The following is a 16,685-nucleotide window of genomic DNA, read 5'->3' on the forward strand; positions in this document are numbered from 1 at the left end:
AGAGACCCAGGCATCCCCACCCGTGCCTGTTCTCCCCCGCTGCGGCTGCCGGAGCGCCGGTGTGCTGGAGTTGTGTCCGAGAACGTCGATGTTGCTCGGATGAAGTGTGGGTCAGCGAGGTACTACGCCGGTATGGGTACAACTGCGTATGAGCGGGTGCTGTCGGTCGCCGTGGCCGCACTCCACGAACGCGACCCCGAGCAACTGTGGCCCCTGCTGGCGGCCGATCTGCCGGCCCTGTGCGGCGGCGACGCCCTGATCTACAAGCTGGACAACTGGAACGAGAGCGAGGGCACGCTCGGGCTGTCCCCCGGTGTCACCGCGGAGTTCACCGCCCTCGGGGACGAGGACATGGGACTGCTGCGCGCGGGCTACCCCCTCGCCGCGCACTACGCGAGCGGACCGGACCGCGCGCCCGTCACCGCCCGCCGGGTGGCCGGTCGTTCCTGGTCGCAGAGCCGGACCGCGCAACTGCTCGACGACCTCCTGGACGTGGACCACGTGCTGGGGATTCCGCTGCCGCGGTCGACCACCCCGGTCACCGGCTGCATGGTCTACCGCTCCGGCCGGGACTTCACCGACGACGAGCTGCGTCTCGCCGAGCAACTGCAGCCACTGCTGACCGCCGTCGAGCAGCAGCGACAACTCCTGCGGCGGCTCGACACCCCTTCACAGGAGGCGGCCGACGTGGCACTCACGCCCCGGGAGACGACCGTGCTGCTCCTGCTCGGCGACGCCCTGACCGCCCTGTCCATCGGCCGCAGGCTCGGGATATCCGAGCGGACGGTCCACAAGCACATCGCGAACATCTACCGCAAGCTCGGCACGCACGACCGCGTCAGCACAGTGCTGCACGCCCAGCGGCTCGGGCTCGTCCCTACGGCATCGGCGGCCCGCCCTTGAGGCGTTCCAGGTCGGAGGGGCGGACCTGGATGACCACGACGGCGATGAGCGCGGCGAGCACGGTGAAGATCGCGGCCATGACGAAGGCGGCCGAGGCACCCGCCGTGAGGACCTCGTCCGACCAGGGGCTCGGAAGTTCACCGGTGCCCTCGAAGACGCGGCGCTCGGCCGGTGTGGCCTCGGCGAGAAAGCGGGGGATCTGCTTCTCCGCCTCGTTGGTGCTCGCCGTGCCGAACATCGTGACCAGGATGGACAGGCCGAGCGAACCGCCCACCTGCTGAGTCGCGTTGAGGAGCCCGGAGGCCGCGCCGGTCTCCTCGTTGGGCACGTTGGAGAGCGCCATCAGGGTCAGTGACACGAACTCCATGCCCATGCCGAGGCTGAAGACGAGCATCGGTCCGAGGACGCTGCCCGCGTAGGTGGAGTGGACGTCGGTCAGGGTCAGCCAGCCGAGACCGGCCGAGGCCAGGATCGCGCCCAGCACCATGAAGGGCTTGGGCCCGTACGTCGGCAGGAAGCGGGAGGCCAGTCCGGCGCCGATCGCGATGACCGCGCTGACCGGCAGGAACGCGAACCCGGTGGCCAGTGGACTGAAGTCCAGCACGTTCTGTGTGAAGAGCGTCAGGAAGAAGAACATCCCGAAGATCGCGGCGGCGAGGCAGAGCATGATGCCGTAGGTGCCCGCACGGTTGCGGTCGGCGAACATGTGCAGTGGGGTGATCGGCTGCCGGGAACGCTTCTCGATCAGCACGAACACCACGAGGAGGACGACCGCGGCGGCGAACGAGGCCAGCGTGATCCCGTCCCGCCAGCCCTCCTGGGCGGCCCGTATGAACCCGTACACCAGGAGCACCATGCCCGCGGTGGCGGTCAGTGCGCCGGTGATGTCGAAGTTGCCGGGATGGCGCTCGGACTCCCTGATCCAGCGGGGTGTGGCCAGCGCGATGAGCAGTCCGATCGGGACGTTGACGAAGAGCACCCAACGCCAGTTCAGCCACTCGACGAGGACCCCGCCGGCCAGCAGGCCGATCGCGCCGCCGCCCGCCGAGACCGCGGCGAACACGCCGAACGCCCGGTTCCGCTCGGGGCCTTCGCGGAAGGTCGTGCTGATCAGGGCGAGCGCGGTCGGGGAGGCGATGGCGCCGCCGACGCCCTGGAGGGCGCGTGCTGCGAGGAGTTGGCCTTCGTTCTGCGCGAGCCCTCCGAGCAGGGAGGCGAGCACGAACAGCAGTACTCCGAAGATGAACACCCGCCGTCTGCCGAGAATGTCCCCGGCCCGGCCGCCGAGCAGCAGCAGGCCGCCGAAGGTGAGGGTGTACGCGTTGACCACCCAGGCCAGGCTGGTGGTGGAGAAATCCAGGGAGCGCTGGATGTCCGGCAGCGCGATGTTCACGATGGTGATGTCGAGCACCACCATCAGCTGGCAGGACGCGATGACCAGCAGGGCCATGACGTTCCCACCGCCACCGGAGTGCGGTGTGGTGGTCCGTGGTGCAGAACTCGCCTGCGGGTCGGTGCTCATGGTCTCCGTACGACCGTACGCCCGTGCCGTGCGCGTCACCACTTGAGGATGTGGTACCCCCAGGGGTTCAGGGACACGAACAGTCCGGAGTCGGCCAGTTCCTCTCCGTCACGGTCGAACGTCTGCGCCGTCAGCAGGTCGGTCAGACGGTGCTCGCGTCCGCGCAGGTCGTCCCAGGGCAGAGGCAGCCGGGCCTGGGCCGGGCGGTTTGAGTAGTTCACGACGACGAGGTGGCGGGCGTCGGCGTGCGTCCAGGTCCAGGCGAGCAGGTCGCGGTGCGTGTCGTTGTCCGGCCAGCCCGTCGCGGTCACCGGCCGCCAGTCTCCCCGGCGCACCTCGGCGGCTGCGGGAAGGAGACGGCCGTAGAACTCGCGCAGGGGCTCGTCGGTGGGCTCCCGCGGCCCGCGCCTGAGGAACACGGGTGGCCGGACCCGACGGCCCTCGAACTGGCCCTCGTGCCAGAGCGTGGCACCGGGCAGGGTCGCGACGGTCACGGCGGCGGCGCGTTCCCGGTCTCCCGGGATCACCGCGGCAGCCCGTGGCTCGTCGTGGTTCTCCAGGAAGCGGACGAGACCACGCTGGTAGGTGAGGTCGGCGCTCAGGTGGGCGCGGACGGAGCCGGCGTCCTCGTGGAGGAGACGGTCGTAGAGGCGCTTGTCGTAGCAGTGGTCGAAGCCTTGTTGCTGGAGGGAGTGTTCGAGGTCCCAGTAGGCCTCGGCGATGAAGAGGAGGCCGGGGTGGCGGGCCCGGACGCGCGGGATGACGTACGGCCAGAAGTCCTCGGCGGGGGCCGTTCCGGCGCGGTCTCCCCAGGTCTTCCCGAAGATGTCGTTCATCATCAGCATGGCCATGTCGCAGCGCACGCCGTCGGCCTGGTCGCCGATGGACACGAGGGTCTCGACGGTCGCCTCGCGGAGTGCGTCACTGAAGGCGTTCAGCTGGACCACGTCCGGCCAGGGCGGGAAGTAGGGGTCCCGACCGCGGGCGTAGACCTGTCCCCCGGCCTCGATGAAGTCGGCCGGTGCTCGGGTCAGTTCGTCGGCGGTGCCTCGTACGAGACGGTCGGGGTCGGAGGTGAGCCAGGGGTGGTCGGGGGCCACGTGGTTGGGGACGTGGTCGAGGATCAACCGCACTCCCCGTGCGGCCAGTTGGGCGCGGGCGGCGGCCAGCCCTTCCGGTCCGCCGAGGGAGGCGTCGACGACGTAGTTCCGTACGCAGTACGGCGATCCGGCAATGTCGGCCTCGGTGATGTCGGGCAGGGCCTCGCGGAAGGAGGCCATGAGCCCTTCCTCACGCAGGGCGATCTCCAGTCCGGCCGGGCTGCGTTCCCACACGCCCATCAGCCAGACGGTGTCGATGCCGCGCCTCGCGACGGAGTCCCAGACCTCGCCGGGCACGTCACCGAGGGTGACGGGACGGCCGTACCGGCGGCTCAACTCACCGAGCCAGACGAGGGTGTTGATCTCGTGGATCACGGTCATGACAGCGGTTCCTCCCTCTCTCCCGTCGGCCGCAGCGACTCCCGGCCGCCCCGGTGCCAGTCCTCCTCGCTGATCGCGTGGAACAGGGTCGTGGTGGCCGCCACCAGCCCTGTCCAGCCGGTCTGGTGGGAGGCGCCCAGGCCGGCTCCGTTGTCGCCGTGGAAGTACTCGTAGAAGAGGATCAGGTTCTTCCAGTGCGGGTCCTTGGCGAACACGGACTGGCCGCCGTGGACCGGCCGGTGGCCGTCGGTGTCCGGCAGAAAGGTGGCGGTGAGACGCTCGGAGAGCTCGCGGGCGACCTCGTACAGGTTGAGCTGTCGTCCCGAGCCGGTCGGGCACTCGACGGTGAAGTCGGGGCCGTGATAGCCGTGGAGGTTCAGCAGAGCGCGGATCAGCAGGATGTTCATCGGGAACCACACCGGGCCACGCCAGTTCGAGTTCCCGCCGAACATGCCGGAGTCGGACTCGGCGGGCAGATAGCCGACGCCGTAGGTCTGGCCGTGCACATCGAAGGTGTACGGGTGTTTCGCGTGGTGCCTCGACAGGGACCGGATGCCGTGCGGGCCGAGGAACTCGTCCTCGTCGAGCATGCGGGCCAGGACGCGGCGCAGCCGTTCCTCGCCGAACAGCGCGAAGAGATACCGGCCGTCGGAGTTCGGGTCCGCGCCCGCGTGCTGCGAGACGAAGGCCTCCACGGCCGGGTGCCGTCGGATGAAGTCCCTTGCTCCTTCGACCAGTTCGGGGAAGGCGCGGTCCGCACGGCCGCCGACGATGCTCGTCGCCGCAAGCGGTATCAAGCCGACCAGGGACCTCACCTTCAACCGGGTCGCGGTGCCGTCGGGCAGGCGGAGGACGTCGTAGAAGAAGCCGTCCTCCTCGTCCCAGAGGCTGGCGTTGTCCTTGCCGATGCGGTTCATGGCGACGGCGATCCAGGCGAAGTGCTCGAAGAGCATCTGGGCCTGTTCGACGTAGACCGGGTTGTCGACGGCGAGTTCGATGGCGATGTCGAGAAGGTTCTGGCAGTAGAGGGCCATCCACGCGGTGCCGTCGGCCTGGTCGAGCTGACCGCCGGTGGGCAGGGGCGCGCTGCGGTCGAAGACGCCGATGTTGTCGAGGCCGAGGAAACCGCCCTGGAAGACGTTGTTGCCGTCGGCGTCCTTGCGGTTGAGCCACCAGGTGAAGTTCTTCATCAGCTTCTGGAAGGCGTTCTCCAGGAAGGCCCGGTCACCGTGGCCGGTGCGGTGCTTCTCCAGTTCGTACACGAAGAGGACCGCCCAGGCGTGCACGGGCGGGTTGACGTCGCCGAAGTTCCATTCGTACGCGGGGATCTGGCCGTTGGGGTGCAGGTACAGGCGGTGCAGCAGCAGGTCGAGTTGGGATTTGGCGAAGCCGACGTCGACCATGGCCAGGGGGAGGGTGTGGAAGGCGAGGTCCCAAGCGGCGAACCAGGGGTACTCCCAGGTGTCCGGCATCGACATGATCTCGTCGTTGACCATGTGGTACCAGGCGCTGTTGCGGATACGGGGGTCGGCGGAGAGCGGGTCGACACCGTGTTCGGCGAGCCAGCGCTCGACGTCGAGGTAGTAGTACTGCTTGCTCCAGAGCATTCCGGCGAGGGCCTGGCGGACGAGACGTCGCTCTTCCTCTTCTATGGCGGGCGGGGTGATGGCCGCGTAGAAGGTGTCGGCCTCGGTGCGGCGGATGCTGAATACCTCATCGAACTCGCCCCAGGGATCGCCGAGTTCACTGTCCGTCAGGCGAAGCCGGATCCGGGCGCTCTCTCCGGCGGGGATTGTCAGCACGTGGTGGAGAGCAGCCTTGGTGCCGGTGTGAGCTGGGTTGACGGCCTCCGTCGAGCCCTGGACGACGTACCGGTCGATGCCGTCCTTCACATACGGCGTGCTGTTCGAACTGCCGAAGATGCGCTCGTTGTTGGTCTCGTTGTCGGTGAACAGCGCCATGCCCTGGTGGTACAGCCAACGAGCGCCGAGTTCCTCGTGGTCGGCACGCACAGCCCCCTCCGTCGCATGCAGCGCGGGGACCGTCGTGCCGCCCGCCCACGACCAGGTGTGCCGGAACCACAGGGTCGGCAGGAGGTGCAGTACGGCCTCGTCGGGGCCCCGGTTGTGCGCGGTGATCTCGATGAGGAGGTCTTCCGGGCCGGCCTTGGCGTACTCGACGAACACGTCGAAGTAGCGGTCCTCATCGAAGATCCCGGTGTCGAGTAGCTCGTACTCGAAGTCCTCGCGGCCACGGGCCCGGTTGGTGTCGACGAGGTCGCCGTAGGGGAACTCGCCCTGCGGGTACTTGTACAGGTACTTCATGTACGAGTGGGTGGGCGTGTTGTCGAGGTGGAACCAGTACTCCTTGACGTCCTCGCCGTGGTTGCCCTCGGCGTTGGTCAGGCCGAACATCCGCTCCTTGAGGATGGGGTCGCGGCCGTTCCACAGGGCGAGCGCGAAACACAGCCGCTGTTTGTCGTCACTGACGCCGGCGATGCCGTCCTCGCCCCAGCGGTAGGCGCGGGAGCGTGCCTGGTCGTGGGTGAAGTACGACCAGGCGTCGCCGTTCTCGCTGTAGTCCTCCCGGACGGTGCCCCACTGACGTTCGCTCAGGTACGGGCCCCAGCGTCGCCAGGGCACCGTACCCGCGTCGGCCTCCGCCAGCCGTTGTCGTTCGGCGTCCGGTGTGCTGCTGTCGGTTGTCATCGCCCGTCCTCCTCGCCGCCCTGGACCTGCGTCCAGACTTGGCCCGCGAGGACCGGTCCGCAATGGTGATGAGCTATATGGAAGCGGGCATCACCATTCCGGGTCAGGCTCAGCCGATCTCGACCAGCAGGTCGCCGCCTTCCACCTGCTGGATCTTGTTGATGGCGAGTCGGGAGACCCGGCCGGCCTTCGCGGCGGTGATCGAGGCCTCCATCTTCATGGCCTCGATGGTGGCCACGGTCGCCCCGGCGTCGACCTCGTCACCCTCGCTGACCGCTAGGGTGACCACGCCTGCGAACGGCGCGGCGACATGGCCGGGGTTGGAGCGGTCGGCCTTCTCGGTGGTCGGGATGTCCGAGGAGACGGCGGCATCGCGGATCTGGATGGGCCGCAGCTGGCCGTTGAGCGTGGACATCACCGTGCGCATGCCCCGCTCGTCGGCCTCGCCGATCGCCTCAAGCGCGATGAGGAGACGGACACCGGGCTCCAGGTCGACGGCGTACTCCTTCCCCGGACGAAGGCCGTAGAAGAAGTCCTTGCTGTCCAGGAGGCTGGTGTCGCCGTAGGACTGGCGGTGGGTCTCGTACTCGCGGGTCGGGGCAGGGAAGAGGAGCCGGTTGAGGGTCGAGCGGCGGTCCTTCTCCAGGCCTGTGCGGTCCTCGGCATTCAGTTCCTGGACGGGCTTGGCGTCGGCGCGGCCCCGCAGTGCCTTGGTGCGGAAGGGCTCTGGCCAGCCGCCGGGCGGGGTGCCGAGCTCGCCGCGCAGGAAGCCGATCACCGAGTCGGGGATGTCGAAGCGGTCCGGGGTCTCCTCGAACTCCTTCGGCATGACACCGGCGCCGACGAGGTGCAGGGCGAGGTCACCGACGACCTTGGAGGACGGGGTGACCTTGACCAGGTGGCCGAGGATCCGGTCGGCCGCCGCGTACATCGCCTCGATGTCCTCGAAGCGGTCGCCGAGGCCGAGAGCGACGGCCTGGGTGCGCAGGTTGGAGAGCTGGCCGCCGGGGATCTCGTGGTCGTAGACACGCCCGGTCGGGGAGGCGAGGCCCGCCTCGAAGGGTGCGTAGACGCGTCGGACACTCTCCCAGTACGGCTCCAGGTCGCCGACGGCCCGCAGGTCGAGGCCGGTGGGCCGGTCGGAGTGGTCGGTCGCGGCGACGATCGCCGAGAGGGAGGGCTGCGAGGTCGTACCGGCCATGGAGGCGACGGCCCCGTCCACGGCGTCCGCACCGGCCTGGATCGCGGCCAGGTACGTGGCGAGCTGGCCGCCCCCGGTGTCGTGGGTGTGGATGTGCACCGGCAGGTCGAACTCACGGCGCAGGGCCGACACCAGCTTCGCGGCGGCGGGTGCGCGCAGCAGGCCCGCCATGTCCTTGACGGCCAGGACGTGGGCGCCCGCGTCCACAATCTGCTCGGCGAGGCGCAGGTAGTAGTCGAGGGTGTAGAGGCGCTCGTTCGGGTCGGAGAGGTCCGAGGTGTAGCAGAGGGCCACCTCGGCGATCGAGGTGCCGGTGGCGCGTACGGCGTCGATGGCGGGGCGCATCTGGCTGACGTCGTTGAGGGCGTCGAAGATGCGGAAGATGTCGATGCCGGTTTCGGCGGCCTCCTGTACGAAGGCGTCGGTCACCTCGGTCGGGTACGGGGTGTAGCCGACGGTGTTACGGCCGCGCAGCAGCATCTGGAGGCAGATGTTGGGGACGGCCTCGCGCAGGGCTGCAAGACGCTCCCAGGGGTCCTCCGCCAGGAAGCGCAGGGCGACGTCGTAGGTGGCACCGCCCCAGCACTCCAGGGAGAGCAGCTCGGGGAGGGTGCGGGCGACGGCCGGGGCGACGGCGAGCATGTCCTTCGTGCGGACCCGGGTGGCCAGCAGCGACTGGTGGGCGTCGCGGAAGGTGGTGTCGGTGACGCCGATGGTCGGGGACTCGCGCAGCCAGCGGGCGAAGCCCTCGGGGCCGAGCTCGGTGAGCTTCTGCTTGGAGCCCGCGGGCGGCGCTCCCGCCGTGTCCACGCGCGGCAGCTTGGTGACCGGGTCGATCAGCTCGGGCCGCTCGCCGTGCGGCTTGTTCACCGTCACGTCGGCCAGGTAGGTCAGCAGCTTGGTGCCGCGGTCGGCCGAGTGGCGGGCGGTGAGCAGGTGCGGGCGCTGCTCGATGAACGACGTGGTGACGTTGCCCGCCTGGAAGTCCGGGTCGTCGAGGACGGCCTGGAGGAACGGGATGTTGGTGGCCACACCCCGGATGCGGAACTCGGCGACCGCACGGCGGGCCCGGTTGACCGCGGTGGTGAAGTCCCGGCCCCGGCAGCTGAGCTTGACCAGCATCGAGTCGAAGTGGGCGCTGATCTCCGTACCGGCGTGGGTGGTGCCGCCGTCGAGGCGGATGCCGGAGCCGCCGGGCGAGCGGTAGGCGCTGATGCGGCCGGTGTCGGGGCGGAAGCCGTTGGCGGGGTCCTCGGTGGTGATACGGCACTGGAGGGCGGCGCCGTGCAGCTGCACCCTCTCCTGGGAGAGGCCCAGGTCAGCGAGGGTGGCGCCGGCGGCGATGCGCAGCTGGGCCTGGACGAGGTCGACGTCGGTGACCTCCTCGGTGACCGTGTGCTCGACCTGGATGCGCGGGTTCATCTCGATGAAGACGTGGTTGCCCTCGCGGTCGAGGAGGAACTCCACGGTGCCCGCGTTGCGGTAGCCGATCTCGCGGGCGAAGCGGACGGCGTCGGCGCAGATCCTGTCCCGCAGGTCGGGGTCGAGGTTGGGTGCGGGGGCGAGCTCGATGACCTTCTGGTGGCGGCGCTGCACCGAGCAGTCGCGCTCGTAGAGGTGGATGACGTTGCCGTGTCCGTCGGCGAGGATCTGCACCTCGATGTGGCGGGGCTCGACGACGGCCTTCTCCAGGAAGACGGTCGAGTCGCCGAAGGCGGAGGCGGCCTCGCGCGCGGCCGCCTCGATGGACTCGCGCAGCTGCGCGGGGTCCTCGACGCGGCGCATACCGCGCCCGCCGCCGCCCGCGACGGCCTTGACGAAGATGGGGAAGCCGATGTCTTCGGCGGCCCTGACCAGCTCGTCCACGTCGGTGGTGGGGGCCGAGGAGCCGAGCACCGGTACGCCGGCGGCACGGGCGGCGGCCACCGCGCGGGCCTTGTTGCCGGTCAGTTCGAGGATGTCCGCGCTCGGGCCGACGAAGGTGATGCCCGCTTCCTCGCAGGCCCGGGCCAGCTCGGGGTTCTCGGAGAGAAAGCCGTAGCCGGGGTAGACGGCGTCGGCACCGGCCTGGCGGGCGGCGCGGATGATCTCGTCGACGGAGAGATAGGCACGCACGGGATGGCCCGGTTCGCCGATCTCGTAGGCCTCGTCGGCTTTGAGTCGGTGCAGTGAGTTGCGGTCCTCGTGCGGGAAGACGGCGACCGTCCTCGCGCCCACCTCGTATGCTGCGCGGAATGCGCGGATCGCGATCTCACCACGGTTGGCGACCAGTACCTTGCGGAGCATTCCCGTTCCTTTCCACCTGCCGGTGACGCCCCCCATGGTCGCGGCAAAGACTGCCGCTGACCATGAGAGTCAGGTCACGTGTCGCGGCCGGTTCGCGAGGGTCTGCGCGGGTATGGGAGACTACCCCGTCCCGCGGTCATTTGAGCGTCTCGGTGAAGGGGGTGACCGGGCGCTCCTGGGGTTCCCCGTCGACGGTGATGTCGACGGCCTCGTTGTAGAAGGCGAGCAGCCCCTTGACCGCCCCGACGGCGGGGAGCGGGTCCGGGTAGCTCCAGACGAGGTTCGGGTGGTCGCCCGTCGACCAGTACTCGGCGGTGCCCTTGTAGGGGCAGCCGGTGTGGTGGTCGGTGGCTTCGAGGAGGTCGAGGCGGATGTCCTCGCGGGGGATGTAGTACCGCGTGGGCAGGCTCGTCTCGAAGAGCAGGACGGGTCGGCGGGTGTCGGCGACGAGCGTCCCGTCGATCTCGACCTGGACATGACGGCTGCTGGGCATGGCGTCGACGCGTTTGTGCGGGTCACGGGGGTGGATGAAGATCTCTTCCGCCTCCTCGTACCAGTGATCGAGGCCGGTCCCCCAGCGCCGGAACCAGGCGAACGCGATGTGGTCGGCCAGGTCGGCGGACGGGAAGGTCCAGGCGGCGTTCTCGACGAGTTCGCCGTTCACTTCGAGGTCGTAGAAGATCTGCGATCCGGTGTGGCTGCCGGTCGCCGGGTTCTTGGCGGGCCGGAGCAGGTCCTCGCGGACGTCGGCGCGCGGGAAGACGTACAGCGGGACGGGCACGCCCGGCTCCCAGACCAGGACGGGGTGCCGGCTGTCGACGACGGTGACGTCTGCCTTGCGGCCGCGCACCCAGCGCTCGCTGGGCTCCCACAGCAGGCCTTCCGGGGTGGTCCGTACGTTCGGTGCGGTGGGGAACGTGGCCATGGTGGTTCTCCCTTCACCTCTTCAGGAAGTCTGTCAGTCCTGTAAGGAGCCGGTCCACGTCCTCCGCGTCGTTGTAGGGGGCGAGGCCCACCCGCAGGCCGCCGGTGTCGCCGAGGCCGAGGTGACGGGAGGCCTCGATGGCGTAGAAGGAGCCCGACGGAGCCTGGACACCGCGCTCCGCGAGGAAGGCGTAGGCGTCGACCGTGCTGTGGTTCTCGAAGGTGAGCAGCACGGTCGGAGTGCGGTCGGCGGCCCTGGAATGGACGGTGACGCCGTCGAGGGCGGCGAGACCCTTGTCGATCCGGGTGCGCAGGACGTGTTCGTGCGCTTCGAGCGCGGCGAACCCGGCGGTCAGGCGCTCGCGTCGGGTGCCGGTGGCCTCGGAGTCCAGGTGTTCCGCGAGGAAGTCGACCGCCGCTGTCGTGCCGGCGAGGAACTCGTAAGGCAGCGTGCCCAGTTCGAAGCGCTCCGGGACCGCGTCGGTGGAGGGCAGGAGCTTGTCGGGCCGCAGGGTCTCCAGCAACTCCGGGCGGGCGGCGAGGACTCCGTGGTGCGGGCCGAGGAACTTGTACGGGGAGCAGGCGTAGAAGTCCGCGCCGAGCCGGTCCAGTTCGACGAGGGTGTGGGCGGCGTGATGGACGCCGTCCACGTAGACGAGCGCACCGGATTCGTGCGCCGCGCGGGCGATCGCGGGGATGTCGGGGCGGGTGCCGATCAGGTTGGAGGCGGCGGTGACGGCGACGAGCCGGGTGCGCCGGGACAGTACGGCCCGGATGGCGTCGACCGTCAACTCCCCTGTCTCCGGGTCGAATTCGGCCCAGCGGACGGTGGCCCCGGCCTGTTCGGCGGCCTGTACCCAGGGCCGGATGTTGGCGTCGTGGTCGAGGCGGGTGACGACCACCTCGTCGCCGGGCGACCAGCCCTTGGCGAGGGTGCGCGAGAACTCGTAGGCGAGCTGGGTGGCGCTGCGGCCGAAGACGATCCCCGACGGGCTCGCCGCGAGAAGGTCGGCCATGGCCCGGCGGGCCCCGGTGACGAGGGCCTCGGCGTTGCGCTCCCCCAGGGTCACCTGCCCCCGGTTCGACAGGGGCCGTGAGAGGGCGTCGGCGATGGCCCGGACGACGGGCTCGGGGGTCTGGGTGCCGCCGGGGCCGTCGAAGTGGGCGATGCCGGCGGACAGGGCCGGGAAGTGGGAGCGGATGGCGGCGATGTCGTACGTCACGTGGGCTCCTCGGTCCTACCGGTTCGGGGATCTCAGCCTGTCACGGCGTCCGCGGGCTCTCACGGTGGGCCCGGTCGGCGGCCATCGGCACGTCGAGGCCCCGGCCGGCCCCCATATCCCGCATACCGGTACACGGCATGACGTCGAGGTGGCGGGGACACCACGAATGGGTAACGAGCGTCAACCGAAGGCAATGTCCCGTGGTCTAGCCCGTCATGAAGATCTCTTTCCTGCTGCACAACGCCTACGGGATCGGAGGCACCATCACCACCACGTTCAATCTGGCCCAGGCCCTGGCCGAACGGCACGAGGTGGAGATCATCTCCGTGCTGCGGCACCGTGAGCTCCCCAACTTCGTCCTGGATCCCCGGGTTTCACTGCGCCCGCTGGTCGATCTCAGAGAGGAGAAGGAGCACCCCTTACATCTGAGACCGGCGCGGGTGTTCCCGCGCTCCGAATACCGGTACGGCCAGTACAGCGAGTTGACCGACCAACGCATATCCGAGGCCCTCGCCACGACCGACGCGGACGCGGTGATCGGCACCCGGCCCGGGCTCAACGTGCATCTCGCCGGCCAGGCACCACCCCATGTGGCCCGGGTCGGGCAGGAGCACCTCACCCTGGACAACCATTCGCCCCGGCTGCGCACCGCGCTGCGCCGGGCCTACCGAAGGCTCGACGTGCTCACCACGGTCACCGAGGCGGATGCGGCCTCCTACCGGCGCCGGATGCGGCTGCCCGGTGTCCGCGTGGAGGCCCTGCCGAACAGCGTGCCGGATCCCGTGCTGCCGGCCGCGGACGGTACCGCCAAGGTGATCGTCGCGGCCGGACGTCTGGTGCCGGTGAAGCGGTACGACCTTCTCGTCGAGGCCTTCGCCGCGGTCGCCGCCGAGCACCGGGACTGGCAGCTGCGCATCTACGGCAAGGGGGAGGAACACGACAGGCTGCGGCAGCTCATAGCCGACCTCGGGCTGTGGAACAACGTCTTCCTGATGGGCGCCGCGGCCCCCATGGAAGCGGAGTGGGTCAAGGGCTCCATCGGGGCGGCCGCCGCCAACTTCGAACCGTTCGGCATGACCATCGTCGAGGCGATGCGCTGCGGGCTGCCCGTGGTGAGCACCGACTGCCCCCACGGCCCTGCCGAGATCATCGCGGACGGCGTCGACGGCCGACTGGTGCCGGTCGGGGACCGGGACGCGCTGGCCGCCGCCCTGCTGGAGCTGGTACGGGACGACGAGCTGCGCCGCCGTATGAGCCGGGCGGCGCTGGAGAACGCGCGGCGGTTCGCTCCCGGTCCCGTCGTCGAACAGGCCGAGCGGCTCCTCGCGGAGGCCGTTGCGGCGAGGAGGGCGGGGCGGCCCGTCGTACGGGAACGCCCGCGCGGGACGCTGACCGCCCGGGGCTTCGCCGCCCGCGACTCCGCCCTGACCGCGGCGAGCGGTGCGCTGCGCATCGTACGGAAGGGGCGGTCGTGACCACACCACGCGCGGGATGCGCGGTCGACGCCGAGGGCCGGATCACCTTCGAGGTGCCGGAGGACCACGGCCGCCGGTTGCTGCTGCGGCTCCGCCCGAAGAAGGGGCAGTCCGAGGAGACCTTGCACGTCCTCGACCTCAACGCCGCCGACCAGGGGCGCGCGCGTGCCGTACTGGGGGCGGAACCCGAGCTCGCGGAGGGCCGGTGGGACGTGTACCTGCTCCAGGGGGCCGAGCGCACTCGCCTGCGTCCCGGTCCGCGCGACCTGCGGGCCCTGGTCGGCGGGCATCTGCGGGAGCGGTCGGCGCCGCTGGCCGTGCGGGTTCCGTATGTCACCAAGGACGGCTACCTCGCGGTGCGGACCTGGCTGCGGTCCGCGCACGCGGAGGTCGACCGCGTCGACGTCATGGACCGGGCACTGACGGTCACGGCCCGGCTGCACGGCACCTCGCTGCTGGACGGGGCCTGTGTGGAGCTGCGTCCGCGCAAGGGCGGCGGCATCACACGCACGCTGATGCCGCTCGCCGGTGAGGACGGCCGCGGCTTCTCCTTCACGGTCGACGACGAGACCCTGGACATCGGCATCTGGGACATGTTCATACGGCCCGCCGCCGGGTCCCCGACGATCCGGCTCGCCCGTCTCCTGGACGACGTGGCGGACCGCAAGCACGTCTTCGTGTACCCGGGCGCCGCGCTCGGGGGTGTCGTCGTGCGGCCGTACTACACCGTCGACAACGACCTGTCCCTGGAGGTGACACGGGCCGGCTGAGGCGCGGTCACGGCTTGCGGCCCAGCACCGTCGAGGCGTCCGCGGCGCCCGGTCCGGTCCCGCACCTGCTCGGGCATCCGGTCGCCGCGGCCGCGGTGCGGGCCTGGACGACATGGCCGTCATGCCACCGCGCGCGGAGACCGCACGGAGACCGACCGCTGTCTCGCGCTCGCCGAGGACGGGTGGGCCGCGATGGCACCGCGGTGGCTCAGCCCCAGAGCACGTGCAGGGTGGGCGGCTTGCGGAAGACCAGGCCGTGCGGGGCGGCGGGGTGCTCCGGGTCGAGGCGGAGGGCAGGGAGACGGGCGAGGAGGTGCCGTAGGGCGATGCGGGTCTCCAGGCGGGCCAGGTGGGCGGCCAGGCAGTGGTGCGGGCCGTGGGCGAAGGCCAGTTGGAGGCGGGTGTTGGCGCGGCGGACGTCGAAGCGGTCGGGGTCGGGGAAGACCGCCGGGTCACGGTTGGCGCCCGCCAGGGAGACGCTGACGAGGTCGCCCTTGCGGATCGTGGCCGGGCCGAGGGTGATGTCGCGAGTGGCGTAGCGGTCCACGACGGCCGCGCCGGGTTCCAGGCGCAGGGACTCCTCGATCGCGCCGTCCAGGAGGGCGAGGTCTGCCCGGACGGCGGCGAGTTGAGCGGGGTGACGGAGGAGATGCAGCAGTGCGTTGGTGATCATCGCCTCGGTGGTCTCTATGCCGCCGAACATCAACACCGCCGCGTTGGAGGCGACTTCCGGCAGCGTCAGGCGGTCTGCCGCGGAGACGAGGAGCGAGGAGCCGGAACCGGCGGTGACGGTGGTCTCCACCGCGGTCCGCAGCTGTGCGTACGCCGCCTCGCCCGCCTCGCCCGCCATGTGGCCCGCCATGTGGCCCGCCGTGATGTCGGAAACCGTCCGCACGATGGCCTCGTACCAGGAGAGCACCGTGTCCGTGCCGGCGCCCACAAGTCCGAGTGCCTTGGTCACGACCGCCACGGCGAGCGGACCGGCGAAGGCGCGGCGCAGTTCGGCTGTGCCCGCGGGTTCGATGCGCGTGACGAGGCGGTCGGTCTCCCCCTCGATGAACTCGGCGAAGCCCTCCCGTACTTCACGCGGGCGGAACGGCGCGGCGAACGGCTCGCGGTGGCGGGTGTGTTCGTCGCCGTCCAGGGAGAGCATGCTCGGGCCGACGACCTGGGCGGTCGAGAAACGGGGGTCGTCGACGGTGAAGGTGTCGGCGTCCCGCATCACGTCGAGCGCGAGATCGCGACGGGTCACCAGCCAGCCGTTCAGTTCGGGCAGCCAGGACACCGGCTCGTGCGCGCGGAGTTCGGCCAGCCGCGGGTGCGGGTCAAGGGCGAGTTGGGCCAGGGTGGTGGCGGCGCCGAGCGGGAATCCGATCACGACCCAGGCTAACCCGGGGGGAAAACACGTGGCGGATGAGCGCGGGGAGGCCTTACGCTCCCCCACGATGACGACTCACACTCCTGAACGATTGGGGGTCCCGTCCGCGCAAGGTGAGTGCTGATGCTCACTTCGACCGCGCACGAGGACATCCGTACCTCCTTCTGGCCGCGCGTGCGCGAGTTCGCCGTGCCGGCCACCATGATCGAGACCACGACCGCCCGTCGCCTCGCCGGGGACTGGGCGGGGGCGTGCGCCGCCGCGGGTTTCGACGTCGATCTCAACCTCCGTGCCGTCGCGGGCGCTCACGGCCGGGAGCTCGCGTCCCGGGTCCGGGCCGATCTCCGCGCGCTCGCCCCCGACCTGCTGCGCTGGCACATGCCGAGGATCGCTCCGGACGGACTGCTGCGGCCGGGACTGACCCTGACACTGGCCCGCTACGAGGCCGAGGGCAGCGCTGTGCACCTCGTGGCCCGGACCGCGCCCGCCTGGGCGGACTCCGGGCAGCGGATCAGCCTCGCCCTGTGGTCCCGCTCGTCGGACGCCGTACGCCATCCGCATCCACGCCCCAACCGGCGGTTCCGGCTGGATCTGCACCGACATCTGTGGGACGCGGGCCGGGTCGGCGAGCTGCGGGAGCGGGCGGGGGCTTGTGACGCGGGGGGCCTGCCGGGACCGGCCGGTGCAGGGGACACGGCGGGGCCGGCATGCGCGGGGAACCTGCCGGGACCGGCCGGTGCAGGGGACACGGCGGGGCCGGCATGCGCGGGGAACCTGCCGGGACCGGCCGGTGCAGGGGACACGGCGGGGCCGG

General features: G+C 70.5%; 10 protein-coding genes and 1 pseudogene. 4 read left to right on the plus strand and 7 right to left on the minus strand.

Features of this window, described 5'->3' with window-relative positions; translation table 11 throughout:
• The first annotated feature begins 132 nt into the window (after positions 1-132).
• Complete coding sequence (locus tag ACI2L1_RS33795) at positions 133-903, plus strand: response regulator transcription factor (RefSeq protein WP_404743232.1); 771 nt, start codon at positions 133-135, stop codon at positions 901-903.
• Here ACI2L1_RS33795 and ACI2L1_RS33800 read toward each other — a convergent pair.
• The 6 genes from ACI2L1_RS33800 to ACI2L1_RS33825 form a co-directional block, all read right to left on the minus strand.
• Positions 878-2,353 carry an MFS transporter gene (locus tag ACI2L1_RS33800; protein WP_404743243.1) on the minus strand — a complete coding sequence of 492 codons (1,476 nt, stop codon included), beginning with the start codon at positions 2,351-2,353 and terminating at the stop codon, positions 878-880. The genes ACI2L1_RS33795 and ACI2L1_RS33800 overlap by 26 nt on opposite strands.
• A gap of 107 nt (positions 2,354-2,460) precedes the next feature.
• Positions 2,461-3,906, minus strand: a complete 1,446-nt coding sequence (locus tag ACI2L1_RS33805) for an alpha-amylase (RefSeq protein WP_404743233.1) — start codon at positions 3,904-3,906, stop codon at positions 2,461-2,463.
• Complete coding sequence (locus ACI2L1_RS33810; protein WP_404743234.1) at positions 3,903-6,614, minus strand: MGH1-like glycoside hydrolase domain-containing protein; 2,712 nt, start codon at positions 6,612-6,614, stop codon at positions 3,903-3,905. Before ACI2L1_RS33810 ends, ACI2L1_RS33805 begins: the two co-directional genes overlap by 4 nt.
• Before the next feature lie 109 nt (positions 6,615-6,723).
• Positions 6,724-10,101, minus strand: a complete 3,378-nt coding sequence (locus ACI2L1_RS33815; RefSeq protein ID WP_404743235.1) for a pyruvate carboxylase — start codon at positions 10,099-10,101, stop codon at positions 6,724-6,726.
• A 136-nt stretch (positions 10,102-10,237) separates the two neighbouring features.
• Positions 10,238-11,026 (minus strand): DUF427 domain-containing protein, encoded by a 789-nt coding sequence (locus tag ACI2L1_RS33820; RefSeq protein WP_404743236.1) that lies wholly within the window; start codon positions 11,024-11,026, stop codon positions 10,238-10,240.
• A gap of 13 nt (positions 11,027-11,039) precedes the next feature.
• A complete protein-coding gene (locus ACI2L1_RS33825) occupies positions 11,040-12,248 on the minus strand; it encodes a cysteine desulfurase-like protein (RefSeq protein WP_404743237.1) in 1,209 nt (402 codons plus the stop codon).
• A gap of 215 nt (positions 12,249-12,463) precedes the next feature.
• On the opposite strand from ACI2L1_RS33825, the gene ACI2L1_RS33830 reads away from it, so the two are divergent.
• Both ACI2L1_RS33830 and ACI2L1_RS33835 read left to right on the plus strand, forming a co-directional pair.
• Positions 12,464-13,723, plus strand: a complete 1,260-nt coding sequence (locus ACI2L1_RS33830; RefSeq protein ID WP_404743238.1) for a glycosyltransferase family 4 protein — start codon at positions 12,464-12,466, stop codon at positions 13,721-13,723.
• Positions 13,720-14,493: a hypothetical protein gene (locus ACI2L1_RS33835; RefSeq protein WP_404743239.1), complete on the plus strand. Its 774-nt coding sequence runs from the start codon at positions 13,720-13,722 to the stop codon at positions 14,491-14,493. The genes ACI2L1_RS33830 and ACI2L1_RS33835 overlap by 4 nt, the downstream gene beginning before the upstream one ends.
• A 208-nt stretch (positions 14,494-14,701) precedes the next feature.
• On the opposite strand, the gene ACI2L1_RS33840 is transcribed toward ACI2L1_RS33835, so the two are convergent.
• On the minus strand, positions 14,702-15,871 hold the full coding sequence (locus ACI2L1_RS33840) for a cytochrome P450 (RefSeq protein ID WP_404743240.1): 1,170 nt from the start codon (positions 15,869-15,871) through the stop codon (positions 14,702-14,704).
• Between the two features lie 123 nt (positions 15,872-15,994).
• Between ACI2L1_RS33840 and ACI2L1_RS33845 the strand changes: the two are divergent.
• Positions 15,995-16,685, plus strand: a pseudogene (locus tag ACI2L1_RS33845) (hypothetical protein); the annotation flags it as partial.

The organism is Streptomyces sp. NPDC019531, from assembly GCF_044903305.1.
In the GTDB taxonomy this organism is placed as follows: domain Bacteria; phylum Actinomycetota; class Actinomycetes; order Streptomycetales; family Streptomycetaceae; genus Streptomyces.